Annotated in this window: 18 protein-coding genes; 14 read left to right on the forward strand and 4 right to left on the reverse strand. The window is 51.2% G+C overall.

From position 1 onward, the window contains the following. The first annotated feature begins 168 nt into the window (after positions 1 to 168). Both rpsO and pnp read left to right on the forward strand, forming a co-directional pair. Positions 169 to 438, forward strand: a complete 270-nt coding sequence (rpsO, locus tag PSE_RS02490) for a 30S ribosomal protein S15 (RefSeq protein WP_008548711.1) — start codon at positions 169 to 171, stop codon at positions 436 to 438. Between the two features lie 373 nt (positions 439 to 811). Continuing rightward, positions 812 to 2,962 carry a polyribonucleotide nucleotidyltransferase gene (gene pnp / locus PSE_RS02495; RefSeq protein ID WP_014283428.1) on the forward strand — a complete coding sequence of 717 codons (2,151 nt, stop codon included), beginning with the start codon at positions 812 to 814 and terminating at the stop codon, positions 2,960 to 2,962. A 159-nt stretch (positions 2,963 to 3,121) separates the two neighbouring features. On the opposite strand, the gene PSE_RS02500 is transcribed toward pnp, so the two are convergent. Then, positions 3,122 to 4,258 (reverse strand): amidohydrolase family protein, encoded by a 1,137-nt coding sequence (locus PSE_RS02500; RefSeq protein ID WP_244421339.1) that lies wholly within the window; start codon positions 4,256 to 4,258, stop codon positions 3,122 to 3,124. 463 nt (positions 4,259 to 4,721) lie between these two features. Here PSE_RS02500 and PSE_RS02505 point away from each other — a divergent pair, with 463 nt between their 5' ends. Further along, positions 4,722 to 5,207, forward strand: coding sequence for a hypothetical protein (locus PSE_RS02505; RefSeq protein ID WP_041767852.1), 486 nt, complete (start codon positions 4,722 to 4,724; stop codon positions 5,205 to 5,207). 722 nt (positions 5,208 to 5,929) lie between these two features. Here the strand turns inward: PSE_RS02505 and PSE_RS02510 are convergent. Next, positions 5,930 to 6,820, reverse strand: a complete 891-nt coding sequence (locus PSE_RS02510) for a DMT family transporter (RefSeq protein ID WP_014283431.1) — start codon at positions 6,818 to 6,820, stop codon at positions 5,930 to 5,932. Between the two features lie 292 nt (positions 6,821 to 7,112). Between PSE_RS02510 and dapB the strand changes: the two genes are divergently transcribed. From dapB to PSE_RS02535, 5 genes are all read left to right on the forward strand, one after another. Further along, the gene (gene dapB / locus PSE_RS02515) at positions 7,113 to 7,928 is read left to right on the forward strand and encodes a 4-hydroxy-tetrahydrodipicolinate reductase (RefSeq protein ID WP_037036360.1); all 816 of its coding nucleotides are present in this window, start codon (positions 7,113 to 7,115) and stop codon (positions 7,926 to 7,928) included. A 111-nt stretch (positions 7,929 to 8,039) separates the two neighbouring features. Next, positions 8,040 to 8,666 (forward strand): 2,3-bisphosphoglycerate-dependent phosphoglycerate mutase, encoded by a 627-nt coding sequence (locus PSE_RS02520; RefSeq protein ID WP_037036366.1) that lies wholly within the window; start codon positions 8,040 to 8,042, stop codon positions 8,664 to 8,666. Positions 8,667 to 9,139: 473 nt separating this feature from the next. After that, a complete protein-coding gene (locus PSE_RS02525) occupies positions 9,140 to 9,868 on the forward strand; it encodes a DUF6065 family protein (protein WP_208982215.1) in 729 nt (242 codons plus the stop codon). A gap of 27 nt (positions 9,869 to 9,895) precedes the next feature. Further along, positions 9,896 to 10,447 (forward strand): pyridoxamine 5'-phosphate oxidase family protein, encoded by a 552-nt coding sequence (locus PSE_RS02530; RefSeq protein WP_014283434.1) that lies wholly within the window; start codon positions 9,896 to 9,898, stop codon positions 10,445 to 10,447. 94 nt (positions 10,448 to 10,541) lie between these two features. Then, positions 10,542 to 11,150: a 2,3-bisphosphoglycerate-dependent phosphoglycerate mutase gene (locus PSE_RS02535; protein ID WP_014283435.1), complete on the forward strand. Its 609-nt coding sequence runs from the start codon at positions 10,542 to 10,544 to the stop codon at positions 11,148 to 11,150. A 42-nt stretch (positions 11,151 to 11,192) separates the two neighbouring features. Here PSE_RS02535 and PSE_RS02540 read toward each other — a convergent pair whose 3' ends face one another. Beyond that, complete coding sequence (locus PSE_RS02540; protein WP_014283436.1) at positions 11,193 to 12,203, reverse strand: adenosine kinase; 1,011 nt, start codon at positions 12,201 to 12,203, stop codon at positions 11,193 to 11,195. An 82-nt stretch (positions 12,204 to 12,285) separates the two neighbouring features. Continuing rightward, a complete protein-coding gene (locus PSE_RS02545; RefSeq protein WP_014283437.1) occupies positions 12,286 to 13,176 on the reverse strand; it encodes a prephenate dehydratase in 891 nt (296 codons plus the stop codon). 557 nt (positions 13,177 to 13,733) lie between these two features. Between PSE_RS02545 and PSE_RS02550 the strand changes: the two genes are divergently transcribed. The 6 genes from PSE_RS02550 to PSE_RS02575 all read left to right on the forward strand — a co-directional run bounded on the left by PSE_RS02550 (position 13,734) and on the right by PSE_RS02575 (position 22,266). Then, on the forward strand, positions 13,734 to 14,282 hold the full coding sequence (locus PSE_RS02550; protein WP_014283438.1) for a cytochrome c family protein: 549 nt from the start codon (positions 13,734 to 13,736) through the stop codon (positions 14,280 to 14,282). A 279-nt stretch (positions 14,283 to 14,561) separates the two neighbouring features. Next, on the forward strand, positions 14,562 to 16,427 hold the full coding sequence (locus PSE_RS02555) for an extracellular solute-binding protein (RefSeq protein ID WP_041767854.1): 1,866 nt from the start codon (positions 14,562 to 14,564) through the stop codon (positions 16,425 to 16,427). Then, on the forward strand, positions 16,427 to 18,298 hold the full coding sequence (locus PSE_RS02560) for an ABC transporter substrate-binding protein (protein ID WP_041767855.1): 1,872 nt from the start codon (positions 16,427 to 16,429) through the stop codon (positions 18,296 to 18,298). Before PSE_RS02555 ends, PSE_RS02560 begins: the two co-directional genes overlap by 1 nt. Before the next feature lie 15 nt (positions 18,299 to 18,313). After that, entirely contained in the window at positions 18,314 to 19,423 is a 1,110-nt protein-coding gene (locus PSE_RS02565; RefSeq protein ID WP_014283441.1) for a microcin C ABC transporter permease YejB, read from the forward strand. Positions 19,424 to 19,429: 6 nt separating this feature from the next. Beyond that, positions 19,430 to 20,614, forward strand: a complete 1,185-nt coding sequence (locus PSE_RS02570) for an ABC transporter permease (protein ID WP_014283442.1) — start codon at positions 19,430 to 19,432, stop codon at positions 20,612 to 20,614. 17 nt (positions 20,615 to 20,631) lie between these two features. Further along, positions 20,632 to 22,266, forward strand: coding sequence for an ABC transporter ATP-binding protein (locus PSE_RS02575; RefSeq protein WP_014283443.1), 1,635 nt, complete (start codon positions 20,632 to 20,634; stop codon positions 22,264 to 22,266). The last annotated feature ends 166 nt before the right edge of the window (positions 22,267 to 22,432 follow it).

A 22,432-nucleotide genomic window follows, 5' to 3' on the forward strand; every position in this document is an offset into this window, starting at 1 on the left:
TTTCAGTCATAGTCCCGCCGCTGGGAAGCAGACGCTTGCCCGGCCAACATGTGTTGGCCTGACCCTGCTAGACGACATCTTGGCACGGCCCGAGTTCAGCACATCGCTCTGTAAGAGAGCACATTCAATAAGATGCAGCTTCGGCTGCCATTAGATAAGGAAAAATCGATGTCGATTACGCCTGAAAAAAAAGCAGAACTGATCAAGGAATTCGCTGTCAAAGAAGGCGACACCGGATCTCCAGAAGTACAGGTTGCTATCCTGACTCACCGCATCACTGTTCTGACTGAGCACTTCAAGGGTCACAAGAAAGACAACCACTCCCGTCGTGGTCTTCTGAAAATGGTTTCTCAGCGTCGTAAGCTGCTTGACTACGTCAAGGGCAAAGACGTTGCTCGTTACCAGTCCCTGATTGAGCGTCTGGGCATTCGTCGCTAAGACGAAGAATTTGAAGCGCGGCAGCGAAAGCTCGCCGCGTTTTGCTTACTCCCTCTTATTTCCGAGGTATCTCTGGAAAATGCGGGAGGTATAGTCTGGCGGAGGAAGGCCTCTTCCAGAATTTATGCAGGCGAATGGAGACCTGGCAGGATTGCCAGAAGCTCGCAGCGCTCCTCCGAAAAGTGAAAACCGGTTTTCGGATAAAGCACGCGCAACAAACACAGAGCTTCTTGCTGTCTTGCCTGCAATCGTTCGACCTGAAAAGGCATCGCGCCCTTGATACTCAAGGAGTTCGTGCGCGCATTGCTGGCAAATGACAGCCTCGAGCTTGATGACGACCATCAGGCACTGAGGCGAACGTTAGGATAAAGATATGTTTGATATACATCGCGTGGAAGTAGATTGGGGCGGACGTCCGCTCATCCTTGAAACCGGCAAGGTAGCCCGTCAGGCAGACGGCGCAGTCATCGCAACTTACGGCGAGACTAAAGTTCTTGCGACTGTTGTGTCTGCAAAAGACGCAAAGCCAGGTCAGGATTTCTTCCCACTCACCGTAAATTATCAGGAAAAGGCATACGCTGCTGGCCGCATTCCAGGTGGCTTCTTCAAGCGCGAAGGCCGTCCGTCCGAGCACGAGACCCTGACTTCCCGTCTGATTGACCGTCCGATCCGTCCGCTGTTCGTAGATGGCTACAAGAACGAAACTCAGGTTGTTCTGACCGTTCTGTCTCACGATCTGGAAAACGCTCCAGACGTTGTTGCAATGGTTGGCGCTTCTGCTGCTCTCACCATCTCCGGCGTTCCATTCATGGGCCCAATCGGTGGTGCACGTGTTGGCTACATCAACGGTGAATACGTTCTGAACCCAACAGTTGACCAGATGGAAGAAACCAATCTGGATCTGGTTGTTGCAGGTACCAACGACGCTGTTCTGATGGTTGAGTCCGAAGCTCAGGAACTTTCCGAAGAAGTGATGCTCGGCGCTGTGATGTTCGGTCACAAAGGCTTCCAGCCTGTTATCGACGCAATCATTCAGCTGGCTGAAAAAGCTGCGAAAGAGCCTCGTGAACTGAACCTGCCTGATCACTCCGACCTGTTCGGCAAAGTTCAGGAACTGGCAAACGAAGAGCTGGGCGCTGCTTACTCCATCACCGCGAAAACCGAGCGTAAAAACGCTGTTGACGCTGTGAAAGCGAAAGTGGTTGAAGCTCTCGTAACCGGTGAAGAAGGCGCTCCTGAAGCGAACGTCATCTCCGACCTGTTCAAAAAGGCTGAAGCTGCAATCGTTCGTGGCCGCATTCTGGACACCGGTTCCCGTATCGACGGTCGTGACCTGTCTACAGTGCGCTCCATCGTTTCTGAAGTTGGCATGCTGCCACGTGCACACGGTTCTTCCCTGTTCACCCGCGGTGAAACTCAGGCAATGGTTGTTGCAACACTGGGTACTGGTGAAGATGAGCAGTTCATCGACCTGCTGGAAGGCACCAAAAAAGCAACCTTCATGCTGCACTACAACTTCCCTCCATACTCTGTAGGTGAAGCTGGTCGCATGGGTTCCCCAGGACGTCGTGAAATCGGTCACGGTAAACTGGCATGGCGCGCTGTTAACCCAATGCTGCCTGCACACCATGACTTCCCATACACCGTTCGCGTTGTATCCGAAATCACCGAGTCCAACGGTTCCTCTTCCATGGCGTCCGTATGTGGTGCATCCCTGTCCCTGATGGACGCAGGTGTTCCGCTGAAAGCTCCAGTGGCTGGTATCGCAATGGGTCTCATCAAGGAAGGCGAGCGCTTCGCAGTTCTCTCCGACATCCTTGGCGACGAAGACCACCTCGGCGACATGGACTTTAAAGTAGCTGGTTCCGAAAACGGCATCACCGCGCTGCAGATGGACATCAAGATCGACGGTATCACCGAAGAGATCATGAAGGTCGCTCTGGAGCAGGCTAAAGGTGGCCGCGTTCACATCCTCGGCGAAATGGCGAAAGCAATCACCGAAGCTCGCTCCGAGCTCGGCGAACACGCTCCTCGCATCGAAGTCATCAAGATCCCAGTAGACAAGATCCGTGAAGTGATCGGTTCTGGTGGTAAGGTGATCCGTGAGATCGTTGAGAAGACCGGCGCGAAAGTGAACATCGAAGACGACGGCACCGTTAAGGTGGCTTCCTCCGATGGTAAAGCAATTAAAGCTGCTCTCAACTGGATCAACTCCATCGCTGCAGAGCCAGAAGTTGGCGTAATCTACGAAGGTACCGTTGTTAAGACTGTAGACTTCGGCGCATTCGTAAACTTCTTCGGCGCACGTGACGGTCTGGTTCACATCTCCCAGCTGGCTCCACGCAAAGTCGCAAAAGTGACCGACGTGATCAAAGAAGGCGACAAAGTCTTCGTTAAGCTGATGGGCTTCGATGAGCGCGGTAAAGTTCGTCTCTCCATGAAGGTTGTTGACCAGGAAACCGGTCAGGAAATCCCTCGCGAAGAGAAAAAAGACGAAAAGAAAGAAGAGAAAGCAAAGGACTAATCCCTAGCTTCTCGACTTGATTTAAGAAGACCGGCTCAGAAATGGGCCGGTCTTTTTTGTTTTGCCGAAAGCCGGAAACAGATTTTGGATAAGGATGTGGGAGAGTAATGAGTTGTCATCCCTACAAGCTATCCAAACAACCAAAACCAGCCTTTTGTGTTAAATCTTGTCTATGCCAAGAAGTTTCATTGCGTTCTTTGAGCCGATTTTCTCTTTTGTGGCTAGTGGTATGTCAGCTGCACGGAGCCAGTCGGCACCGACTTTTGCACTTGCCATAGGATAGTCTACAGAGAACATGACACGATCTTCGCCCATAGTTGCCAAAGCGAGATTTAACAGCTCATCACGGAAGAACGCACTGGTGGTGATCCAGAGGTTATCGTGGAAGTATTGCTGAACTGGTTTTTGCAGGCGCTTTTGAGCAATGCGATCCAAATCTTCCCCAACACGCCAGTAATAGAACGGTAGACCTTCACCCATGTGGCCAACGACAATCTGCAGGTTTGGATAGCGGTCAAACACACCACCGACAATCAAACGCAGGCATTGCACAGCGATTTCTTGGTGCCAACCATACCCTGGTCCACTGAGAATGCGGCTGGTTAAGTCATCACCAAGTCCGTCATAGTAGGCCTGCATTGCAGTAGGGGATGGCCAGTTAGGATGGATATAGATAGGTACGCCAAGGGCTTCAGCGCGCGCAAGTAGTGGTGCGTAGTCCGTATGATCAAGAAACTTTCCGTCAATTGGGCCATAGGTCATGGTGCCTACGAAGCCATACTCTCGTACGGAGCGTTCAAGTTCATCAGCTGCGGCCTCAGGTGAGCTAAGGGGGAGGGTAGCAAAAGCACGGAAGCGATTTGGATACGCTGCAATGACCTCCTCTGCAATCCAAGTGTTAAACTTGCGGGTGAACTCTACACCTTCAGCACCTGTTATTTTTGAAGCGCCCGGAGTTACTGTGGAGAGCACTTGAATGTCGATGCCCGCTTCATCCATGTCAGCGATCCGGCCTGCACCCACGTCAAGTAGCTCAGGCCGACTTCCGCCACCAGAAAAAAGCCTCTTATCGCCCGACGTATTTTTGCTTTGAAGTTCGGGTGTGGTGAAGTGTTCTTCCAAAGTGATAAGTGGAATATTTGAAGTATCAGGAACTGTTGCTTGCGCACCTCCTGCTGACAATTGCGCAGCAGCAGTTAACCCGACTCCCGCAGCAACTGATTTGCGAAGAAAGTCTCTCCGGCCCATCCCCTCATTATCCGGCGTTCTCTCGCATGACTCTTGGATTTTTGTCATTTGCTTCTCTTAGTTTCTCTTATAAATTCAAAGATGTATTCACATCTAGATTATCGCCCTCGGCAAAAACGCTATGGAGAGAAGCTGAAGGGAACCTGAAAAAGAAAATTGACAGAATGACGCAGGCCACTATCTGCGGTCACCTTGGATTGGGAAGTAACTCTTTATAATTAAATTGAATTTTCTTATATAGAACTCGCTGGAGACATCTGGAAGTGCTTCCAAACTTCGCCACGCATTGTCTTGTGGTTGTTATGTGAAGCAAACCGAGGTTACAAGCAGCGGTTTTATCATGTTCACTGTCAAAGCTGTATGGACAGAAGGATAGGTTCGATATTCTGCCTCAACCTTTGGTAGAGTAGCCTGAATGTCCGGTAATGGCCCACGTTTGCATTGATATGCGAGCGTATTTACCGGTGTGACCAAAGCGGACTGACCAGCATACATAGGTGATGAAGAAACTGTGTCTGTCGATTTGAAGCAAGAGGAAAGTATATACAGTAGAAAAATCATGAACATAAGTCAGATATATTTTAAAAGTGGAGCTATTGTGAGAACTAAAGTGTCAAATTGGATTTATCGGGTGTTTGTGGTTGTTCTCTTGATAGCTACTTTGAGATTTGCACACTACATGTACATTTTAGCAATGTATGGAGACGTGGCGGAACAGTCTGATTTAGGTGTTAAGCTGATTGCCCTATGGGGAAGTATGAATACTCCTCTTATGCTAGCTATCACAACTCTAGCCGTACTATGCCGGTCTGGAGCGTCCGTCTGGCTCATCGCTTTATTGTTTATTGAAGTCTCTGCACCTTTCTTTCTTGCAAACGCATCGACCGGATTAGACGGAGGTGTCGTCATTGTACTAATGTTTTTTTTGGTTGCAGCCTTTGGCGTTGCCAGCCTTATGTTTTTTTTAATTAAGCGTGGCGAAATTAGACTACCGTAGAGGCTGCATTAGTTTTTTTGACTCTAATTGCTTCCGGTCATAGTGACATTGAGAATACTGTTTTTTTTGCACCAACCCTCGATAGAAACACATGAAGGTCCGCAGTTGGCCCTCTGCGTCAGCAACGCCTGCGGTGTACCTACATTCTCGCACCCGCAGCGAATGATCGCTTTGTCCGCCAAGACACTCAGTGAGTTGATCTAAGAGAAATTGAAGCGTGATTGGTGCCATCCCAGTATGAGTGTTTGCAACTTGGCAAAGCGTACTCATAAAACTTATCCCCCTAGCCGAAAACCTAACTAAGCTTGATCTTGTGCCCACGCATTCGGGCAGGAGTGGACCGACCGCTCCGTGGCGTGGGCGGGGTTGGGCTACCGGCATGAGGTAACGTATCGTGTCGGGAGGTCCGGTGAAGCGCCATACCCTATTGAGACCACAGTGGTAGTAGGGAGCTTGGGGTCGTTCCGGAGGGCGTCCGGTGGTGACAGGAAACTGTCAAAGGCATGAAGCGCATCTATGATGCGCAAACGTGCCTGTCGCGTCTGTTCGAGAGGGAGCCCGCGTGTTCATGATAAAAGGCCCGGGCGAGGCGAACAGCCAATGCCGAAGAAACATTTCTAACAAGTAGCGCAGGCAGAGCCTGTTCGCCTTGCTCCACCCGTGAGAAACGGGAGACTTCAGTCCAACACCGCCTGGAAACCCACGCGGTGCTATAAGTGCTTCTAAGCCCGCTCCGCGGCTTCCTTGGAGGCCACAGCTTTGCGGGGTGAGTTCCCCATCAGGATATACAGTCCGCTCACTACAATGATCGCTGACCCTGCCAGCGTCATGGCATCAACGCTCTCGTCAAAGATGATAAAGCCCAACAGCAGACCGAAGAGCAAACGCGAATAGCGGAACGGTGTGACCACAGACACCATGCCGGTGCGCATGGCTACGGTGAGGGAGTAGTAGGCGCCAATGCCCACAAGAGTGCCAGCAGCGATGATCAGGCCGCTGTAAAGATCAGGCCAGACAAAACCGTCGGACCAGAATGCATAGAGCGCTCCGGTGGGGATCAACACCCCAAACCCATACACCCCAAGCTGCATGTTGGAGAGGGCAGGGGGAGCAGCTCTCGTCGCAAGATCCCGCCCTGCAAATCCAATCATGCCGATGATGGCAAGAATGGACGTCACCTGAAAGGCTTCAGAACTCGGCTGGATGATCATCAGCACACCAACAAACCCAATCAGAATGGCCAGCCAGCGTTGCCAGCTCACCCGCTCTCCAAAGAGCACCGCCGCCCCCAGTGTAACCGCAATCGGAGTGGCCTGCAGGATTGCAGAGGTGCTGGAAAGAGTATTCAGCGCCAGAGAAAGGAGGAAGAACAGGCGGCCAGTAATCTCAAAAATAGCCCGCGTAAACAGTGTGGCCTTCAAAGCTTCCGGCGCAAAGGCCCGCTCACCCCGTCTCCAGGTCAGCAACAGAAAGCCAAAAGTTCCACCTGCACCAAAAAGCATGAGCGTCTGCCCGACGGGCACAGCAGCCGTCGCAGTCTTGAGGAGTGTATCCTCAATGGCAAACCCCAACATAGCCAGCACCATCCAGGCGCTGCCGCGAATATTATCCATAGTAGAACCCAGAATGGGCGAGCTCTCAAAATCCCATTCTTCCGATGGGTTCCAGCGTAAAGTCAGCTCGCTGCAATAATGAAGACCTGCACAGACTAGGCAAAAATAGAGAGATGTCTATGTCATAGAAGGCGTGCCATCCGCATTTTCTATAAAGTGCAGGTTGAGAAAACCTCACAACCACGACTGGAGCTGCCTCTGGGGCCATATCGGTTTGAAACAATGCAAACTGCCTGCTATACCCACTCACACCTTAAGTTTGGAGGGGCTGTTGGCAGCTCGGGGGAATGAGATGAGTGATATGCGACTGGTTGTTGTCGGTGCCGCTGGCCGAATGGGCCGGACCTTGGTGCGCACCGTAAACGAAATGGACGGAGTGGTAGTCTCCGCAGCGATTGAACGCGAAAACTCAGAGTTCCTCGGTAAGGATGCAGGTGAGCTGGCCGAATGCGGCAAGCTTGGCGTTGCAATCACGTCCGACCTCGACGCAGCCTTCGCAGAAGCAGACGGTGTTCTGGACTTCACACTGCCTGAAGCAACCGTTGCCTTTGCAGACGCCGCAGCCCGTCATTCAATCGTGCATGTCATCGGCACCACCGGCATGACCTCCGCTCAATCGACTGAGCTGGCTCACGCCGCGACATCGGCCCGCATTGTAAAATCCGGCAACATGAGCCTAGGTGTGAACCTGCTGGCTGGCCTCGTAAAAAAGGCAGCAGCGGCCCTCGATGAAGATTTCGACATCGAAGTTCTGGAAATGCACCACAAACACAAGGTCGATGCTCCGTCTGGTACAGCATTGCTTCTCGGTGAAGCTGCAGCTGAAGGACGTGAAATTTCCTTGGAAACTCATAGTGTTCGCTCACGTGACGGCATCACAGGTGAGCGCAACAGAGGCGACATCGGCTTTGCAACACTGCGCGGCGGCTCAGTGGTAGGTGAACATACGGTGATGTTTGCAGGTGAAGGAGAGCGTATAGAACTCTCGCACATTGCAACAGACCGACAGATTTTTGCTCGCGGTGCTGTGAAAGCCGCCATTTGGGCGCACAAGCAGCAACCGGGCCTATACTCAATGGCTGATGTTCTCGGCCTGAACGACGAGTGATACACAGCGCATTCCCGGGGTTCTGGTACACAACGGGGTATGCGCAATGACCTTTGAAAACAGTCTTCCAAGACAACTGTTTTCAAGAACACATAACCTCTCCAGGAGAGTTTGATGGAACGCCTTTTGGTTCTCGTCCGTCACGGACAAAGCGAATGGAATTTGAAAAACCTGTTCACCGGCTGGAAAAACCCAGACCTGACAGAACAGGGTGTTGAAGAAGCAACAGCTGCGGGCAAGAAGCTCAAGGAAATGAACCTGACGTTTGATCTGGCGTTCACTTCTGACCTGCTGCGCGCTCAGCACACTCTCAAGCTGATCCTTGGCGAACTTGGTCAGGAAGACCTGCCAACCGCTCAGGACAAAGCTCTGAACGAACGTGACTACGGCGACATCACCGGCATGAACAAAGACGAAGCGCGTCAGAAGTTCGGTGAAGAGCAGGTTCACATCTGGCGTCGTTCTTTCGACGTGCCTCCTCCAGGCGGCGAAAGCCTGAAGATGACTGCAGAGCGTACCTTGCCTTACTACCGCTCTGACATTCTTCCAAAAGTTCTGGAAGGCAACCGCGTGATCGTTGCTGCACACGGCAACTCCCTGCGTTCCCTGATCATGGAACTTGAAGGTCTTTCACCTGAAGAAATCCTCAAGCGTGAACTCGGCACAGGTAAGCCAGTTGTTTATCGCCTGGATGAAGAAGGTAAGGTTCTTTCCGTTGAGGATCTGGCTGAAGTCTAAGCCAGCCCTACAACTCAGAATCATAAAAGCGGCTCCTGGAGCCGCTTTTTTATTTGCCCGCAGTTATTCCCCTCGCCAGTAGCTGAATTAGAATCTTAAAATATAAATATTATTCACACAAATAGACTTTGATTAAATACTAAGTCCGTGAAATGTAATGCATTGAAGATTATCAATAATAGATAATGATGCAGTGATTATTATTAAGCTTGCGCTACGTAATTTTAGGTGCAAGCCTCTTAATGCATACAGCAATTGTATGACCACATTAGTTATTTGATTGAGAGGACAACCTATGAAGTTTTCAGTAGCAAACGACGGTCGCCCAGCATCTGCACAAGCTAAGCCAGCAAAATTGAACGGTGGCCTGGCTCCTAAAGATGAAGAGAAAAAGCCAAAATAATTTAATGTGTGAGGCAGCTTAGTCTGCCTCGCTTCATTTTGCAGAGTGTATTGTCTGCGAGGGAATTTCCGTGAAGTTTGTAAGAATGGTTAAGTCTGCCCCCAACGTTGTAAAGGCAGATGGAACGAACCTTGGCATGATGCCCGCCCGGGCTATGAAGTATTGTGAACCCCTCATTACTGCTTCTCGTCAGGGATGGTATGTCTACCCGCCAGTTGATTTCTACCTGATGTGGACCGGATCAGAGGTCCTGTACCGACTTGGGGCAGATGGCGAGTGGACCTTGCTGGATCGGCTGTATCTTACAGACTTTGTGGAAGACTACAGGAATACCTGCCCGGAAGGCCTTGAGGACTATTATCCGCCGTTTCTGGATGTGTTTCCAGAAGGCGATATCGTCCAGATTGGCGCCGGGTACAGCCTTATCGGCGATGAAGGACAGTGCCACTGGGTTCGCGGACCAATCAACCTACCCTCCAACACGGCATATGATTGCTTTGAAGCGATGATTGACTCCAGCTGGTTCTGTTCTCCCCTCTTCATAAATGTGAAGCTCCGCAAGCAGGATGTGCCGATCAGCTTTCCACGCCATCGGCCTTTGCTTCAGGTGGTGCAGCTGCCCAACACTGTCTTGCCAAAGACCCCTGTGGTCCAACCTGAGATCATGGAAATGGAAAGCTCTTCAGAGGAGTTCTGGCAGGCATGGTCAAGAGGCTATGACAAGCGTAACGAAGGCCGCTCCGGCAGCTACGCAAGCGAACAGCGCCGCATCAACGTCCAGTACGCGGATGCTGACTAACTATCTCTCAAGCAGTTCCTGACCGATATGATCAAAGCCAAAAGACTGAACCGCAGATTCCGTCAGCACATTGAAGAACAGCAGATGTTCTTCGTGGCGACAGCCGCTGCAACGGGGCACATCAATCTGTCTCCCAAAGGCATGGACACGCTCCGGGTACTCAGTGATGAGCGGATTATCTGGCTAAATCTGACGGGCATCGGCAATGAAACAGCCACCCACGTTCAGGAAGATGGACGCATGACGTTGATGTTCTGCTCCTTCGGCGAACAACGCCTCACATTGCGCGTGTTTGGTCAGACAAGAGTCCTTCATCCAAGAGATGCTGATTGGGACAAGATGATCAGCCTCTTCCCTGATCTACCGGGATGCCGCCAGATCTTCGATCTTGATATCGAACTCATCCAGACTTCCTGCGGCTCAACAGTTCCTCGCATGGATCTGGTTGATACGCGTGTTGAGAAAGAGTTCCTGCCTTACTACGAAACGATGGATCGTGAAGAGCTGGAGAACTACTGGCGCAAGCACAACGCCACCAGCTTGGACGGCTTGCCCACGAACATTCTGGAACCTGCGTAAAATCACTGTGGGATGTTTCAACGAAAGTCGGGTTTAGGCCTGCAAATGAAACTATATAAGACACGCAGTAAGGAAGATCGACGAGGCGTGTCTTATGGGATTGTTGGTGTTGGTACGCCACGGGCAAAGCGAATGGAATGCTCGCAGAGTGTTCTCAGGGCAGGGCAATCCTGACCTGACACCCAAAGGCATTGAAGAAGCCAAAAGCGCGGGCCGCGCTCTAAAAGCCCATGCAATACAGTTTGACCTTGCATACTCCTCAGCCCTGACACGAGCACGCAAGACGCTGGAGCACATTCTGGAAGAAGCTGAACAGTCTCATTTGCATGTGATTGAAGATAAGCTTTTCAACGAACGTGCTTATGGTGAGCTAACCGGCAAAACAATCGAGGAAGTCTGCCAACAGCACGGTGTAGAACAAGTCTACCAATGGCGGCACTCATTGAATGCCGTTCCACCGGGCGGGGAGAGTTTGGAGATGACAGCGAACAGAGCGCTGGGAGTGTTCCGGCATCGCGTCCTGCCTCAGCTCTCAAATGGGAAAAATATCCTCATCTCGGCGCATCGTAATACAATCAGAGGACTGATCTCAAAGCTCTGTAAGCTCAGACAGGAAGAAACTGAGCGTCTGCATATCGCAACAGCACAGCCGCTCTTCTTTCAGGTCAACAATGCAGAAGATATTCAGCAGATCTACAAATAAAAAAGGCGGCCCGAGAGCCGCCTAGATCATCATCGCCCATTCTTAGGCTTCCAGAGTGAAACCACTCTGCTCTGCAATCTGGTTAAGAGGCTTTTCTGGGCGGGCGCCAACGTGGCTGATCACCTCACCCGCACACAAGCAGCCAAGCTCAGCGCAGTCGCTTAGACTGAAGTCACGTGCCAGACCAAACAGGAAGCCAGAGGCAAACAGGTCGCCAGCGCCGGTCAGGTCACGCACACCACCAACAATCGCTGTTGCCGGAACGTGTACGGTCTCTTCGCGAGAGATTGCCATCGCACCCTCAGAGCCGAGGGTCAGGGCGGTCAGCGTGCAGTCTTCACGAACCAGTGCAATCGCGGTTTCAATGTCGGACGTCTGATAGAGCGCTTTTAACTCGTGCTCATTAGCAAACAGAATGTCGACCTTGTCTTCGCGGATCAGCTCAAGGAACTCATCGCGGAAACGGTCAACACAGAAGCTATCGGAAAGAGAGAGAGAAACCAGTTTACCGGCTTCATGAGCAACGCGGGAAGCTTCAAGGAAGGCTTTCTTAGCTGCTTCTTCGTCCCACAGATACCCTTCCATGTAAGTGATCGCGGAGTTGGAAACCACTTCAGGATCGATATCAAGAGCTGTCAGCTTGGTTGCGGATCCCAGGTAAGTGTTCATGGTCCGCTCACCATCCGGGGTGATCAGGATCATTGAACGGCCAGATGCCAGATCATCACGAAGTGGACTGGTTTGGAAATGCGCACCAATGCTGTTCATGTCATGGCGATAAACTTCGCCAATCTCGTCATCAGCTACTTTGCCGATGAATGCAGGCGCGCCGCCAAGAGACGCAATACCTGCCGCAGTGTTGCCAGCACTGCCGCCGGAAATGCGGGTTGTTTGACCCATCAGGTCATACAGACGCAAAGCTTCGTCTGTATCGACCAAACGCATGGAGCCCTTTACCAAAGACTGATCAACGAGAAAGCTATCTTCTACATGAGAGAAGACGTCAGTGATTGCATTGCCGATGCACAATGCATCAAACTTGAATTCAGACATGTAAAGTCCTTGTAACTAGCCCGGCTCAGTACTGTCCGGATCGATACATAGGTGGCTCACCGCTGGAGCAGGCCTACAACTGTTATTTTCCCGGTGTAGGACGCAAGGCACGATTAGCCTCAGGTTCCCGAATTTTTTCGCGGAACGGACTAGCGTTGTACACCCCAAGAATATTCAGTTCAGTCGAATAAAACGCCAGCTCCTCAAGTGCAAGGGCTACGTTGGGTTCTTCTGGGTGTCCTTCAATATCTGCGTAAAACATTGAAGCGAAAAACTGGCCTTCAAGTTGATAGGATTCCAGCTTCGTCATGTTGACGTTGTTGGTCGCAAATCCGCCTAACCCTTTGTAAAGAGCAGCAGAAACGTTGCGGACACGGAAGATGAAAGTAGTGATGATCGGCTGGCCGGTATTGACGGCCTGCTTTTTCTCACGAGAGAGAATAACGAAGCGGGTGGTGTTATGTGCCGCATCTTCACAATCACGTGCGAGGATATCCAAACCATACACATCCGCAGCAAGTTCAGGAGCAAAAGCACCAACTGTCTTATCACCACCTTCCACAACCTGACGGGCTGAGCCTGCGGTGTCAGCACCGATGATCGGCTTAAGGCCATGATCACGAATGAAGTTTCGGCACTGGCCCAGACCCATGATGTGGCTCTGAACGCTCTTCAGATTTTCCAGTTTGGTGCCTTTGATACCCATCAGCTGGAAGCGAATCGGCATGAAGTACTCGCCGATAATATGCAGATTGCTGCGAGGAAGCAGGTGATGGATGTCCGCAACACGGCCCGCGACCGAGTTTTCGATCGGGATCATACCAAGCTCGGCGTCACCGGACTCGATCGCGTGAAAGCAGTCTTCAAAAGTCGGGCAAGGGATAGCTTGGTACTCTGGGTAAACGGCGTTACACGCCATGTGGGAGTTAGCTCCCACTTCTCCTTGAAACACGACTTTGCGCTGATCTGACATCACTACACTCACGGCAATCTTAAATCATGGTACATTTGAGGCTTCGCCAACTTTCGCGAAACAATCACTCTCACAAATTGCCCTAGATATGAGGGATTGCAAACTCTAATAATACTCAGAGGCGAAACATAAGGTGAAAAGACCTCAAGAATGGCGTTTGCCACGGGCTCATTTGGTCCTCCACTGTAAAATCCCCAGATGTGAAACAGTTTTGGTGTGATATTTTGTCGCATACACTTGAGCCCAGGTAAAATGGTTGTGCTGCGCCTTAAGGTGCAATCAAATTCGTGCTGAGCGGGATATCTATGAATAAATCAGTAGTTTATAGCGATTTTAAACTGCCGCTGCGCGGGAGGCGTTGTGTTCATTGGTTTTTTCAGATCGTAAAGATCAACCTCTGGTCCACATCACTTCAAAAGTCCTAGGAAAAACACTAATTAAATTATGGACAAGTGCCCGAAAATAACTGTAGTTTCCCAGCAAAATACACAGATCGAGTTAGGTGCCATGCCTGCTGCAATACGGCTAGCCTAACCAATATTCGGAGCGTGTGAGCTATGAACTCGTTTGAACTGAACAAAATTGCCGGCGCAATTCTGTTCGCTTTGGTTGCATTCATGGGCCTGAATGTTTTGTCAGACATTATTTTCGCGCCTCATGGAGACGAAAAACGCGGTTTTGAAATCGAAGTAGCTGGTGCCGACAACGGTGCAGGTGAAGAAGCTGCGGAAGAAACCAAGGTTGTCTCAATTGAGGAACTGCTCGCAACTGCTGATGCGGATGCTGGTGCAAAGCAAGCTAAGAAGTGTGCAGCGTGTCACACCTTTGATCAGAACGGCAAAAACAAAGTTGGCCCTGCTCTCTGGGGTATCGTAGGCCGCGCGCCTGCCTCTCACGGTGGTTTCTCTTACTCTGCAGCAATGCAGGAGTTCGCAGCAAACAATCCTGAGTGGACTTTCGAGCAGCTGAACGAGTTCATCAAAGCGCCTAAGAAACACGTTGCTGGTACTTCCATGGGTTACGCTGGTCTGAAAAAAGACAAGCCACGTGCTGATCTGATCGCTTACCTGCGTTCACTCTCAGACAACCCAGTGCCAATCAATTAAAATTGAATTGATATCCCTCCCACATATGTGAGGGTAGAATTGTCAAAGAGCCGGGATTTAATCCCGGCTTTTTTATTGTCTACTTTCTGGTGAATGCTAACCTTTTCCTCGTTTCTTCCAGTTAAATTTTTGTCATCTTGGCAAAAGACGTTGTCGCAGAAGTGTTTTCAGCCGTAATCTTAGTTTAAGTTTAGCTGAAAGCTGCAAGAAAAGCTCAATTTTCAGCGCGTGGTGACTTTTCTACGCTAGAACTACTGATTGTATTTATGGAGGAATGTTGTGCGTACCAAACTATATAGCTCACTAACAGGTTTGGCGCTTGCTCTCGCAAGCCTGACGTCCTCCGCAGCAATTGCTGAAACGAATGAACCTGAGTGGCGGTACGCGACCTCGCTCATCGGTGAGCCCAAAATGCCAGAGGGTTTCAAGCATTTCCCCTTTGTAAATCCTGAAGCTCCGAAGGGCGGCAAAGTTCGTATGGCGTGGACGGGGACCTTTGACAGTTTGAATATGGTTCCAAACAAAGGTGTCACAGCGGTAGGAATTGGCCTCATCTACGATACTCTCGTGACACCTTCAAGTGATGAGATCTCGACCGAATATGGTCTGGTTGCGAATGCCCTGAGGTACCCCGATGATTTCTCTTGGGTGGAATATCGGCTAAATCCTGAGGCTCGTTGGCACGATGGCAAACAGATCACCACCGAAGATGTCGCGTGGTCATTCGATCAGTTGCGGACCTTGAATCCGATCTACAAGAATTATTACAAGCATGTGACTGGCTATGAAGTTTTAAGTCCGACTGAGATTAGATTTAGTTTTGATCAGCCTGGTAACCGTGAAGCACCTCAGATCATAGGTCAGCTTGCAATTTTGCCAAAGCATTGGTGGACCGCGAATGACAAAGATGGCGATCCAAGGGATATCTCAAGAAGTACATTGGAGGTTCCTCTGGGTTCTGGCGCCTATCGTGTGAGCGATGTGGTTCCTGGACGTTCCATTACCTATGAACGTGTAGAGGATTACTGGGCTAAAGACCTGAATGTTAATGTTGGAAAAAACAACTTCGATCAGATCACTTTCGAGTTTTATCGGGATGAAACTGTCGAGTTGGAAGCCTTTAAGGCAGATCGTTTTGATTGGCGAACCGAAGCAATAGCTAAAAACTGGGCAACAGCCTATGACATTCCTGCGGTAAATCGGGGAGACATTGTAAAAGAGAAGTTCCCGCAAACTTATCGTGGTATCGGTTTGATGGCAGGCTTCATCCTCAATACCCGTAAAGCTGAATTTCAGGATCGGCGGGTTCGTAAGGCGCTAAACTATGCTCTTAATTTTGAGGAAATGAACCGTACGATCTTTTTCGATCAATACAACCGGATAACTAGCTTTTTTAATGGAACAAAACTAGCCTCGTCAGGGTTGCCAACAGGTCGCGAACTAGAAGTTCTCAAATCGCTGAAATCACCAGTCCCACAGGGAATTTTTACAGAGCCCTATGAAAATCCAGTTGCTGAAGATTCCCGCCAGGAGCGCTCTAATCTGAGGAAGGCAATTGGTCTTCTTAAAGAAGCTGGCTATGTGCGAAAGCAAGGCAAGCTCGTCAATGAAGAGACTGGTGAACCGTTCACAATCGAATATCTGATGAATGGTGGCAGCTTTGAGCGTGTAGCCCTTCGTTATAAAGCGTCGCTAAAGAAAATCGGTATCGATCTGCAGTTGCGTGTGGTCGACACCTCCCAATATGTGAACCGTGTGCGCAGCCGTGATTTTGGTATGATCTACAGCAGTTGGGTCCAGACCCTTTCGCCGGGCAATGAGCAGCGCGGTTACTGGGGCTCTGTGTCTGCTGATGATGAACTGTCGCGCAACTATGTGGGCATCAAAGAACCTGTAATTGATGAACTAATCGAAATTGTAATCAATGCGAAGGATCGGGAGGAGTTGACAGCGGCAACCAAGGCTCTGGATCGTATCCTCATGTGGAAGCAGTATGTTGTTCCAGGTTGGACACAGCCCTTCAGTCGCGTTGTTCGGTGGGACCGGTTCGCTCGCCCAGATCAACTTCCTGAATACGCAATTGATTTCCCAACTATCTGGTGGTGGGACGAAGAAAAAGCGAAGAAAATACAGGAGGCCAATTGATGACGCTAAGCCATATCAATAGACGTAGCTTCCTGCAGTTCAGTGCAGCCACAGCAGCAGCGTTCCTCGTTCCGGGGGGCGCGTTGCCTGTACAGGCTGGCACTTGGAGCCATGGTCTGTCGGTCTTTGGTGATCTGAAGTACCCAGCCGACTTCACGTCATTTGACTACGTCAACCCGGAAGCACCTGTTGGTGGCAAGATCGCCATGACGGCTCCAAGCTGGGGCTATAACCAGAACCCGCAAACCTTCAACACGTTCAATACCTTCATCCTCAAAGGGGATGCTCCACCACGTATGGAGCGCTGCTTCGACAGCCTGATGATCCGCGCCTATGATGAGCCGGATGCGGTGTACGGTTTGGTTGCTGAAAGTGCGATGGTCTCAGAAGACGGCAACTTTGTCACCTTCAAGATCCGCCCGGAAGCCCGCTTTCATGATGGCTCAGTGCTCAATGCGGAAGATGTAGTCTTCAGCTTGATGACCCTGAAGGAGAAGGGGCATCCGATCATCAGTCAGTCCATCAAGGAGATGGTCTCTGCAACTGCACCGGATGAACACACTGTCACTGTAGCTTTTTCGGGTAATCACAGTAGGCAACTTCCCCTTTTGATAGCAACTCTCCCTATCTTCTCGAAGAACTACTACACCCGCTATAACTTTGAGGCCTCAACGCTGACGCCGCCATTGTCTTCCGGGCCGTACATGGTGGGCCGCTACGAGATTGGTCGTTACATCGAGTACAAGAAGGTCGAGAACTACTGGGCAAAAGATCTCCCGGTAACAAAGGGCCACCACAACTTCGAGATCATTCGCCTCGACTTCTTCCGTGACCGTCAGGCAACCTTTGAGGCCTTCAAGAAGGGTCGATTGACCTTCCACGAGGAATTCTCCTCCAAGACATGGGCAACGGAATACAACTTCCCGGCGCTCACAGAAGGACGCGTTGTAAAGAAGGAGTTCGCCATCCGCCTCCCATCTGGAGCGCAGGGCTGGTTTCTGAACACGCGGAAAGAGAAATTCGCTAACCCGAAGGTTCGTGAGGCACTGGGCTACGCGTTCGACTTTGAATGGTCTAACTCAGCCTTGTTCTACGATCTTTACACCAGAACGCAGTCTTTCTTCGAAAACTCTGAGATGAAAGCAGTTGGCCAGCCAAGTGAAGCAGAGCTGGCCTTGCTGGAGCCTTTCAAGAAGGATTTGCCGCCAGAGGTCTTCGGTGAGGCGATCACCCAGCCGATTTCTAACGGTTCCGGTCAGGATCGCAAACTTCTCAGAGAAGCATCTCTCCTATTGAAGGAAGCTGGTTACTACAGGCGTGGCGAGCAACTTGTTGGTCCTGACGGAAAACAGTTGGTAATGGAGTTTCTTTCTAACTCGCCTGCTTTCGAACGAATTGTACTGCCATACGTCAAGAATCTCAGACTGTTAGGCATTGAAGCAAGTTTCCGGGTTGTCGATCCAGCACAGTTCCAGAAGCGTGTAGATGATTTTGATTATGACATTGTTGGGCACCGTTTCGCGTTGACGCCAACGCTTGGACCAAGCATCCGCAATTTCTGGACATCATCAGCTGCTGAAACCTTCGGATCTTACAATCTGTCAGGCATCAAGGTGCCAGCAGTCGATGATCTGGTGGAAAAAGCGCTTAATGCGTCGTCGCGTGAAGAAATGATAACCGCTGCCAGAGCATTGGATAGAGTTCTGCGAGCAGGCTTCTATTGGGTGCCACAGTGGTTCAAAGCCTTCCACACAGTCGCTGTCTGGGACATGTTCGGCATTCCGAATGACATGCCTGCCTACGACTTCCCCGTTGAAACAACGTGGTGGGTAGACTCGGAAAAAGCCGCTCGCATCGGCAAGGAAAGTTAGGGACAAAAGAAGCCCATGGGCGCCTATATTCTGCGTAGATTGCTTTTGATGATCCCGACCCTCATCGGCATCATGGCGATTAACTTTGTCATTATCCAATTTGCACCGGGTGGACCAATTGAACAGGTCATCGCGCAGTTGCAAGGGGATAGTGTATCAGCAACCAGCCGCATCTCAGGTGGTGGCAGTGATTTTGGTAGCTCAGCTGCCGCCAATCAGGGCAGCGGAGATAGTGCAGGATCGAAGTATCGCGGTGCTCAGGGGCTTGATCCTGAATTCATCAAAGAGCTCGAAGCTCAGTTTGGTTTCGACAAACCACCGCTAGAACGCTTTGGCCGGATGATTTTGGATTACGCCACCTTCAACTTCGGTGAGAGCTACTTCCGGGATATTGCTGTTGTTGATCTGATCGTCGAAAAACTCCCGGTTTCTATCTCGCTTGGCCTCTGGATGACGCTGATTTCCTACGGAATCTCCATCCCGCTGGGCATCCGAAAAGCAGTCAAGGATGGCACGTCATTTGATGTCTGGACCTCCAGCATCATCATTGTCGGCTATGCAATCCCGGGCTTCCTCTTTGCAATCATGCTGATTGTTCTGTTCGCAGGTGGCTCCTTCTGGGATTTCTTCCCGCTCAGAGGCCTCACTTCTGAAGGCTGGAGTGATATGTCGTGGCCGGAACGTATCCTCGATTACTTCTGGCATCTGGTGCTGCCGCTGACAGCAATGGCGCTCTCAGCATTCGCGACAACAACACTTTTGACCAAGAACTCCTTCCTGGATGAAATCAGAAAGCAGTATGTGCAGACCGCCCGTGCCAAGGGCCTGACAGAGCGTCAGGTGTTGTACGGTCATGTATTCCGCAATGCTATGCTCATCGTTGTTGCTGGCTTCCCAGGCGCGTTCATTTCGGCATTTTTTGCAGGTTCACTCCTCATCGAGACAATCTTCTCGCTGGATGGCCTCGGCCTGCTGGGTTTTGAATCTGCGCTCAATCGTGACTACGCAGTCATGTTTGCCACGCTCTATATCTTCTCGTTAATGGGCCTGATTGTGAACCTGATTTCAGATCTCACCTACACTTGGATTGATCCCCGGATCGATTTTGAAAGCCGGGAGGTGTGACGAGCAATGGACACGCAACTCGAAAAACGCCTTCAGGATCAGGGCTACGAAACAATCAATCCGCTGCCAGAGCAGACACAGCCGCCTGAAAAGCGGCAAAAGCTGTCTCCGCTCAATCAGCGACGCCTGCAAAACTTCAAAGCCAACAAGCGCGGATACTGGTCCCTCTGGATCTTCCTCGTCCTGTTTGTGCTAACACTCTGTGCCGAGTTCATCACGAATGATCGTCCGCTTTTGGTCTCCTATAAAGGCGAGTTGCTGTCACCGATCTTCGTGGACTACCCGGAAGAGAAGTTCGGTGGCTTCCTCGCAACCACTGACTACCGCGATCCGTTTATTCAGGAAGAGATTGAAGCCAATGGCTGGATGATCTGGCCGCCAATCCGCTACTCCTATCAAACGGTGAACAACGAGATCCCTGTTCCAGCACCAGCTCCTCCAAGTTGGATGATGGATAAGGAACAGCGCTGTGAGCGCTATCCGGATGGCGTGAACGATCCAAACTGTACCATCGGCAACTGGAACTGGCTCGGCACAGATGATCAGGGCCGCGATGTGCTCGCTCGTCTCGTCTACGGTTTCCGCATCTCCGTGCTCTTTGGTCTGGCTCTTACATTGGCCTCTTCTGTTATCGGCATCGGCGCTGGTGCAGTGCAGGGCTTCTACGGTGGTTGGGTTGACCTTGGCTTCCAGCGTTTCATTGAAATCTGGACCGCAATGCCGACGCTCTACCTCATTCTGATCATATCCTCGGTATTGACGCCGGGCTTCTGGATCCTGTTCTCGATCCTGCTTGCATTCTCATGGGTCGCATTGGTCGGTGTGGTCCGTGCAGAGTTCCTGCGAGGACGAAACTTTGAGTACATCTCCGCAGCACGTGCGCTGGGCGTCTCCAACGGGACGATCATGCGCCGTCACTTACTGCCAAATGCGATGGTAGCAACACTCACCTTCATGCCGTTTATCCTGAATGGGTCTATCTCCACGCTGACTGCGCTCGACTTCCTCGGCTTCGGTCTGCCTCCGGGATCAGCCTCACTGGGTGAACTGCTCAAGCAAGGCAAGAACAACCTTCAGGCACCATGGCTTGGCATGACAGGCTTCTTTGTTCTGTCCATCATGCTCAGCCTGCTGATCTTCATTGGTGAAGCCGTTCGCGACGCCTTTGATCCACGCAAAACGATGAACTGAAGAAGGGAGGATCGCATATGACCGATAATCAAACGCTCCTCTCTGTTGAGGATCTGTCCATCGCCTTCCATCAGGGCGAGAAAACAAACCTCGCCGTTGATCAGATCTCTTTTGAGATCAAGAAAGGCGAGACTGTTGCACTGGTGGGAGAGAGTGGCTCAGGCAAATCCGTGTCGGCTTTGTCAGTGCTTAAGCTTCTACCATACCCGTCTGCCAGCCATCCAACGGGCAAGATTGTCTATCAGGGTGAAGACCTGATTGCAGCGTCCGAAAGCGAAATGCGCCATGTACGCGGTAACAAGATCTCCATGATCTTTCAGGAGCCAATGAGCTCTCTGAACCCGCTACACACCATTGAGCAGCAGATTGCGGAGATCCTGAAGATCCACCGTGGTCTGGGCGATACAAACGCCAGAAAGCGCGTTCTGGAGCTCCTGCATCAGGTTGGCATCCCGAACCCGGAAGAGCGCCTGAAGTCCTATCCGCATCAGCTCTCTGGTGGTCAACGCCAGCGTGTCATGATCGCCATGGCACTGGCAAACGAGCCGGACTTGCTGATTGCGGATGAACCAACAACTGCACTTGATGTGACGGTTCAGGCACAAATTCTGCAGTTGCTGAAGGACTTGCAGAAGAGTACCGGCATGGCCATGCTCTTCATCACGCATGATCTGGGAATTGTGCGGCGGATCTCAGACCGCGTCTGCGTGATGACACAGGGCAAGATCGTAGAGCAGGGCAACACCGAAGATATTTTCGAGATCCCCAAACACGAGTATACTCAGCACCTGCTGGCTGCTGAACCTAAGGGCCACCCGCCTGCTGGCGATACCAGTCAGCCGATTATTGTCGAAGCGAAAGACCTGAAGGTCTGGTTCCCGGTCAAACGCGGCTTCCTGCGTAAAACCGTTAGCCACATCAAGGCTGTCGATGGCATCGACGTGACTGTGCGTGCCGGGCAGACACTTGGCATCGTGGGAGAGAGTGGATCGGGCAAAACCACGCTCGGCCTCGCGATCCTGCGCATGATCTCCTCAAATGGTCGCATCAGCTTCAACGGCTCGGACATTCAGGAACATTCCTGGACGCAAATGCGTCCGCTCCGCCGAGATATGCAGATTGTGTTCCAGGACCCGTTCGGCTCCCTGTCGCCGCGTATGTCGGTTTCTGAGATTGTTGGCGAAGGCCTCAAGATCCATATGCCGGATCTTTCTGCAAAAGAACGCGAAGCCAAAGTCGCTGCGGCATTGGAAGAGGTGGGGCTGGATGCTGCCACTCGTTTCCGTTACCCGCACGAGTTCTCCGGTGGTCAGCGCCAACGCATCTCCATCGCGCGCGCTATGGTGTTGGAGCCAAAGTTTGTGATGCTGGATGAGCCAACTTCAGCGCTGGACATGAGCGTGCAGGCACAGGTGGTGGATCTGCTGCGCGATCTTCAGAAAGCGCATGGTCTGGCCTACCTGTTCATCTCGCACGACCTCAAGGTCGTTCGCGCACTCGCCAACGACGTGGTGGTTATGCAGCATGGTAAGGTGATGGAGGCAGGCACGTCAGATGAAGTCTTCGATAACCCGCAGACGGATTACACCAAGGCCCTCATGGCTGCAGCGTTCCGCATGGAAGCCATCGAAGGTGGCGTGATCAGCACGTAAGTTGTGGGCTTAGAACACAGAACAAGTATCCATGGCCGAGCTCTCGGCCATGGTTTTTCGGATAGAATGCTTAGAAGCGGAACCTACAGCGTATCGCCGAAAAGTGGGAACCGGTTTTCGGATAAAGATACGCAAATACAATAACTAAAGCAGTTCCGGCGTTTCA

This window comes from Pseudovibrio sp. FO-BEG1 (genome assembly GCF_000236645.1).
GTDB lineage: Bacteria > Pseudomonadota > Alphaproteobacteria > Rhizobiales > Stappiaceae > Pseudovibrio.

What these genes read in the sequence shown, in the direction of transcription:
- PSE_RS02560 (WP_041767855.1), top strand. Translation starts at nt 16,427, where the DNA reads ATGACGCTAAGCCATATCAATAGACGTAGCTTCCTGCAGTTCAGTGCA.
- PSE_RS02540 (WP_014283436.1), bottom strand. Translation starts at nt 12,203, where the DNA reads ATGTCTGAATTCAAGTTTGATGCATTGTGCATCGGCAATGCAATCACT.
- PSE_RS02550 (WP_014283438.1), top strand. Translation starts at nt 13,734, where the DNA reads ATGAACTCGTTTGAACTGAACAAAATTGCCGGCGCAATTCTGTTCGCT.
- PSE_RS02530 (WP_014283434.1), top strand. Translation starts at nt 9,896, where the DNA reads ATGATCAAAGCCAAAAGACTGAACCGCAGATTCCGTCAGCACATTGAA.
- pnp (WP_014283428.1), top strand. Translation starts at nt 812, where the DNA reads ATGTTTGATATACATCGCGTGGAAGTAGATTGGGGCGGACGTCCGCTC.
- PSE_RS02510 (WP_014283431.1), bottom strand. Translation starts at nt 6,820, where the DNA reads ATGGATAATATTCGCGGCAGCGCCTGGATGGTGCTGGCTATGTTGGGG.
- PSE_RS02500 (WP_244421339.1), bottom strand. Translation starts at nt 4,258, where the DNA reads ATGACAAAAATCCAAGAGTCATGCGAGAGAACGCCGGATAATGAGGGG.
- rpsO (WP_008548711.1), top strand. Translation starts at nt 169, where the DNA reads ATGTCGATTACGCCTGAAAAAAAAGCAGAACTGATCAAGGAATTCGCT.
- PSE_RS02545 (WP_014283437.1), bottom strand. Translation starts at nt 13,176, where the DNA reads ATGTCAGATCAGCGCAAAGTCGTGTTTCAAGGAGAAGTGGGAGCTAAC.
- PSE_RS02570 (WP_014283442.1), top strand. Translation starts at nt 19,430, where the DNA reads ATGGACACGCAACTCGAAAAACGCCTTCAGGATCAGGGCTACGAAACA.
- PSE_RS02535 (WP_014283435.1), top strand. Translation starts at nt 10,542, where the DNA reads ATGGGATTGTTGGTGTTGGTACGCCACGGGCAAAGCGAATGGAATGCT.
- dapB (WP_037036360.1), top strand. Translation starts at nt 7,113, where the DNA reads ATGAGTGATATGCGACTGGTTGTTGTCGGTGCCGCTGGCCGAATGGGC.
- PSE_RS02575 (WP_014283443.1), top strand. Translation starts at nt 20,632, where the DNA reads ATGACCGATAATCAAACGCTCCTCTCTGTTGAGGATCTGTCCATCGCC.
- PSE_RS02565 (WP_014283441.1), top strand. Translation starts at nt 18,314, where the DNA reads ATGGGCGCCTATATTCTGCGTAGATTGCTTTTGATGATCCCGACCCTC.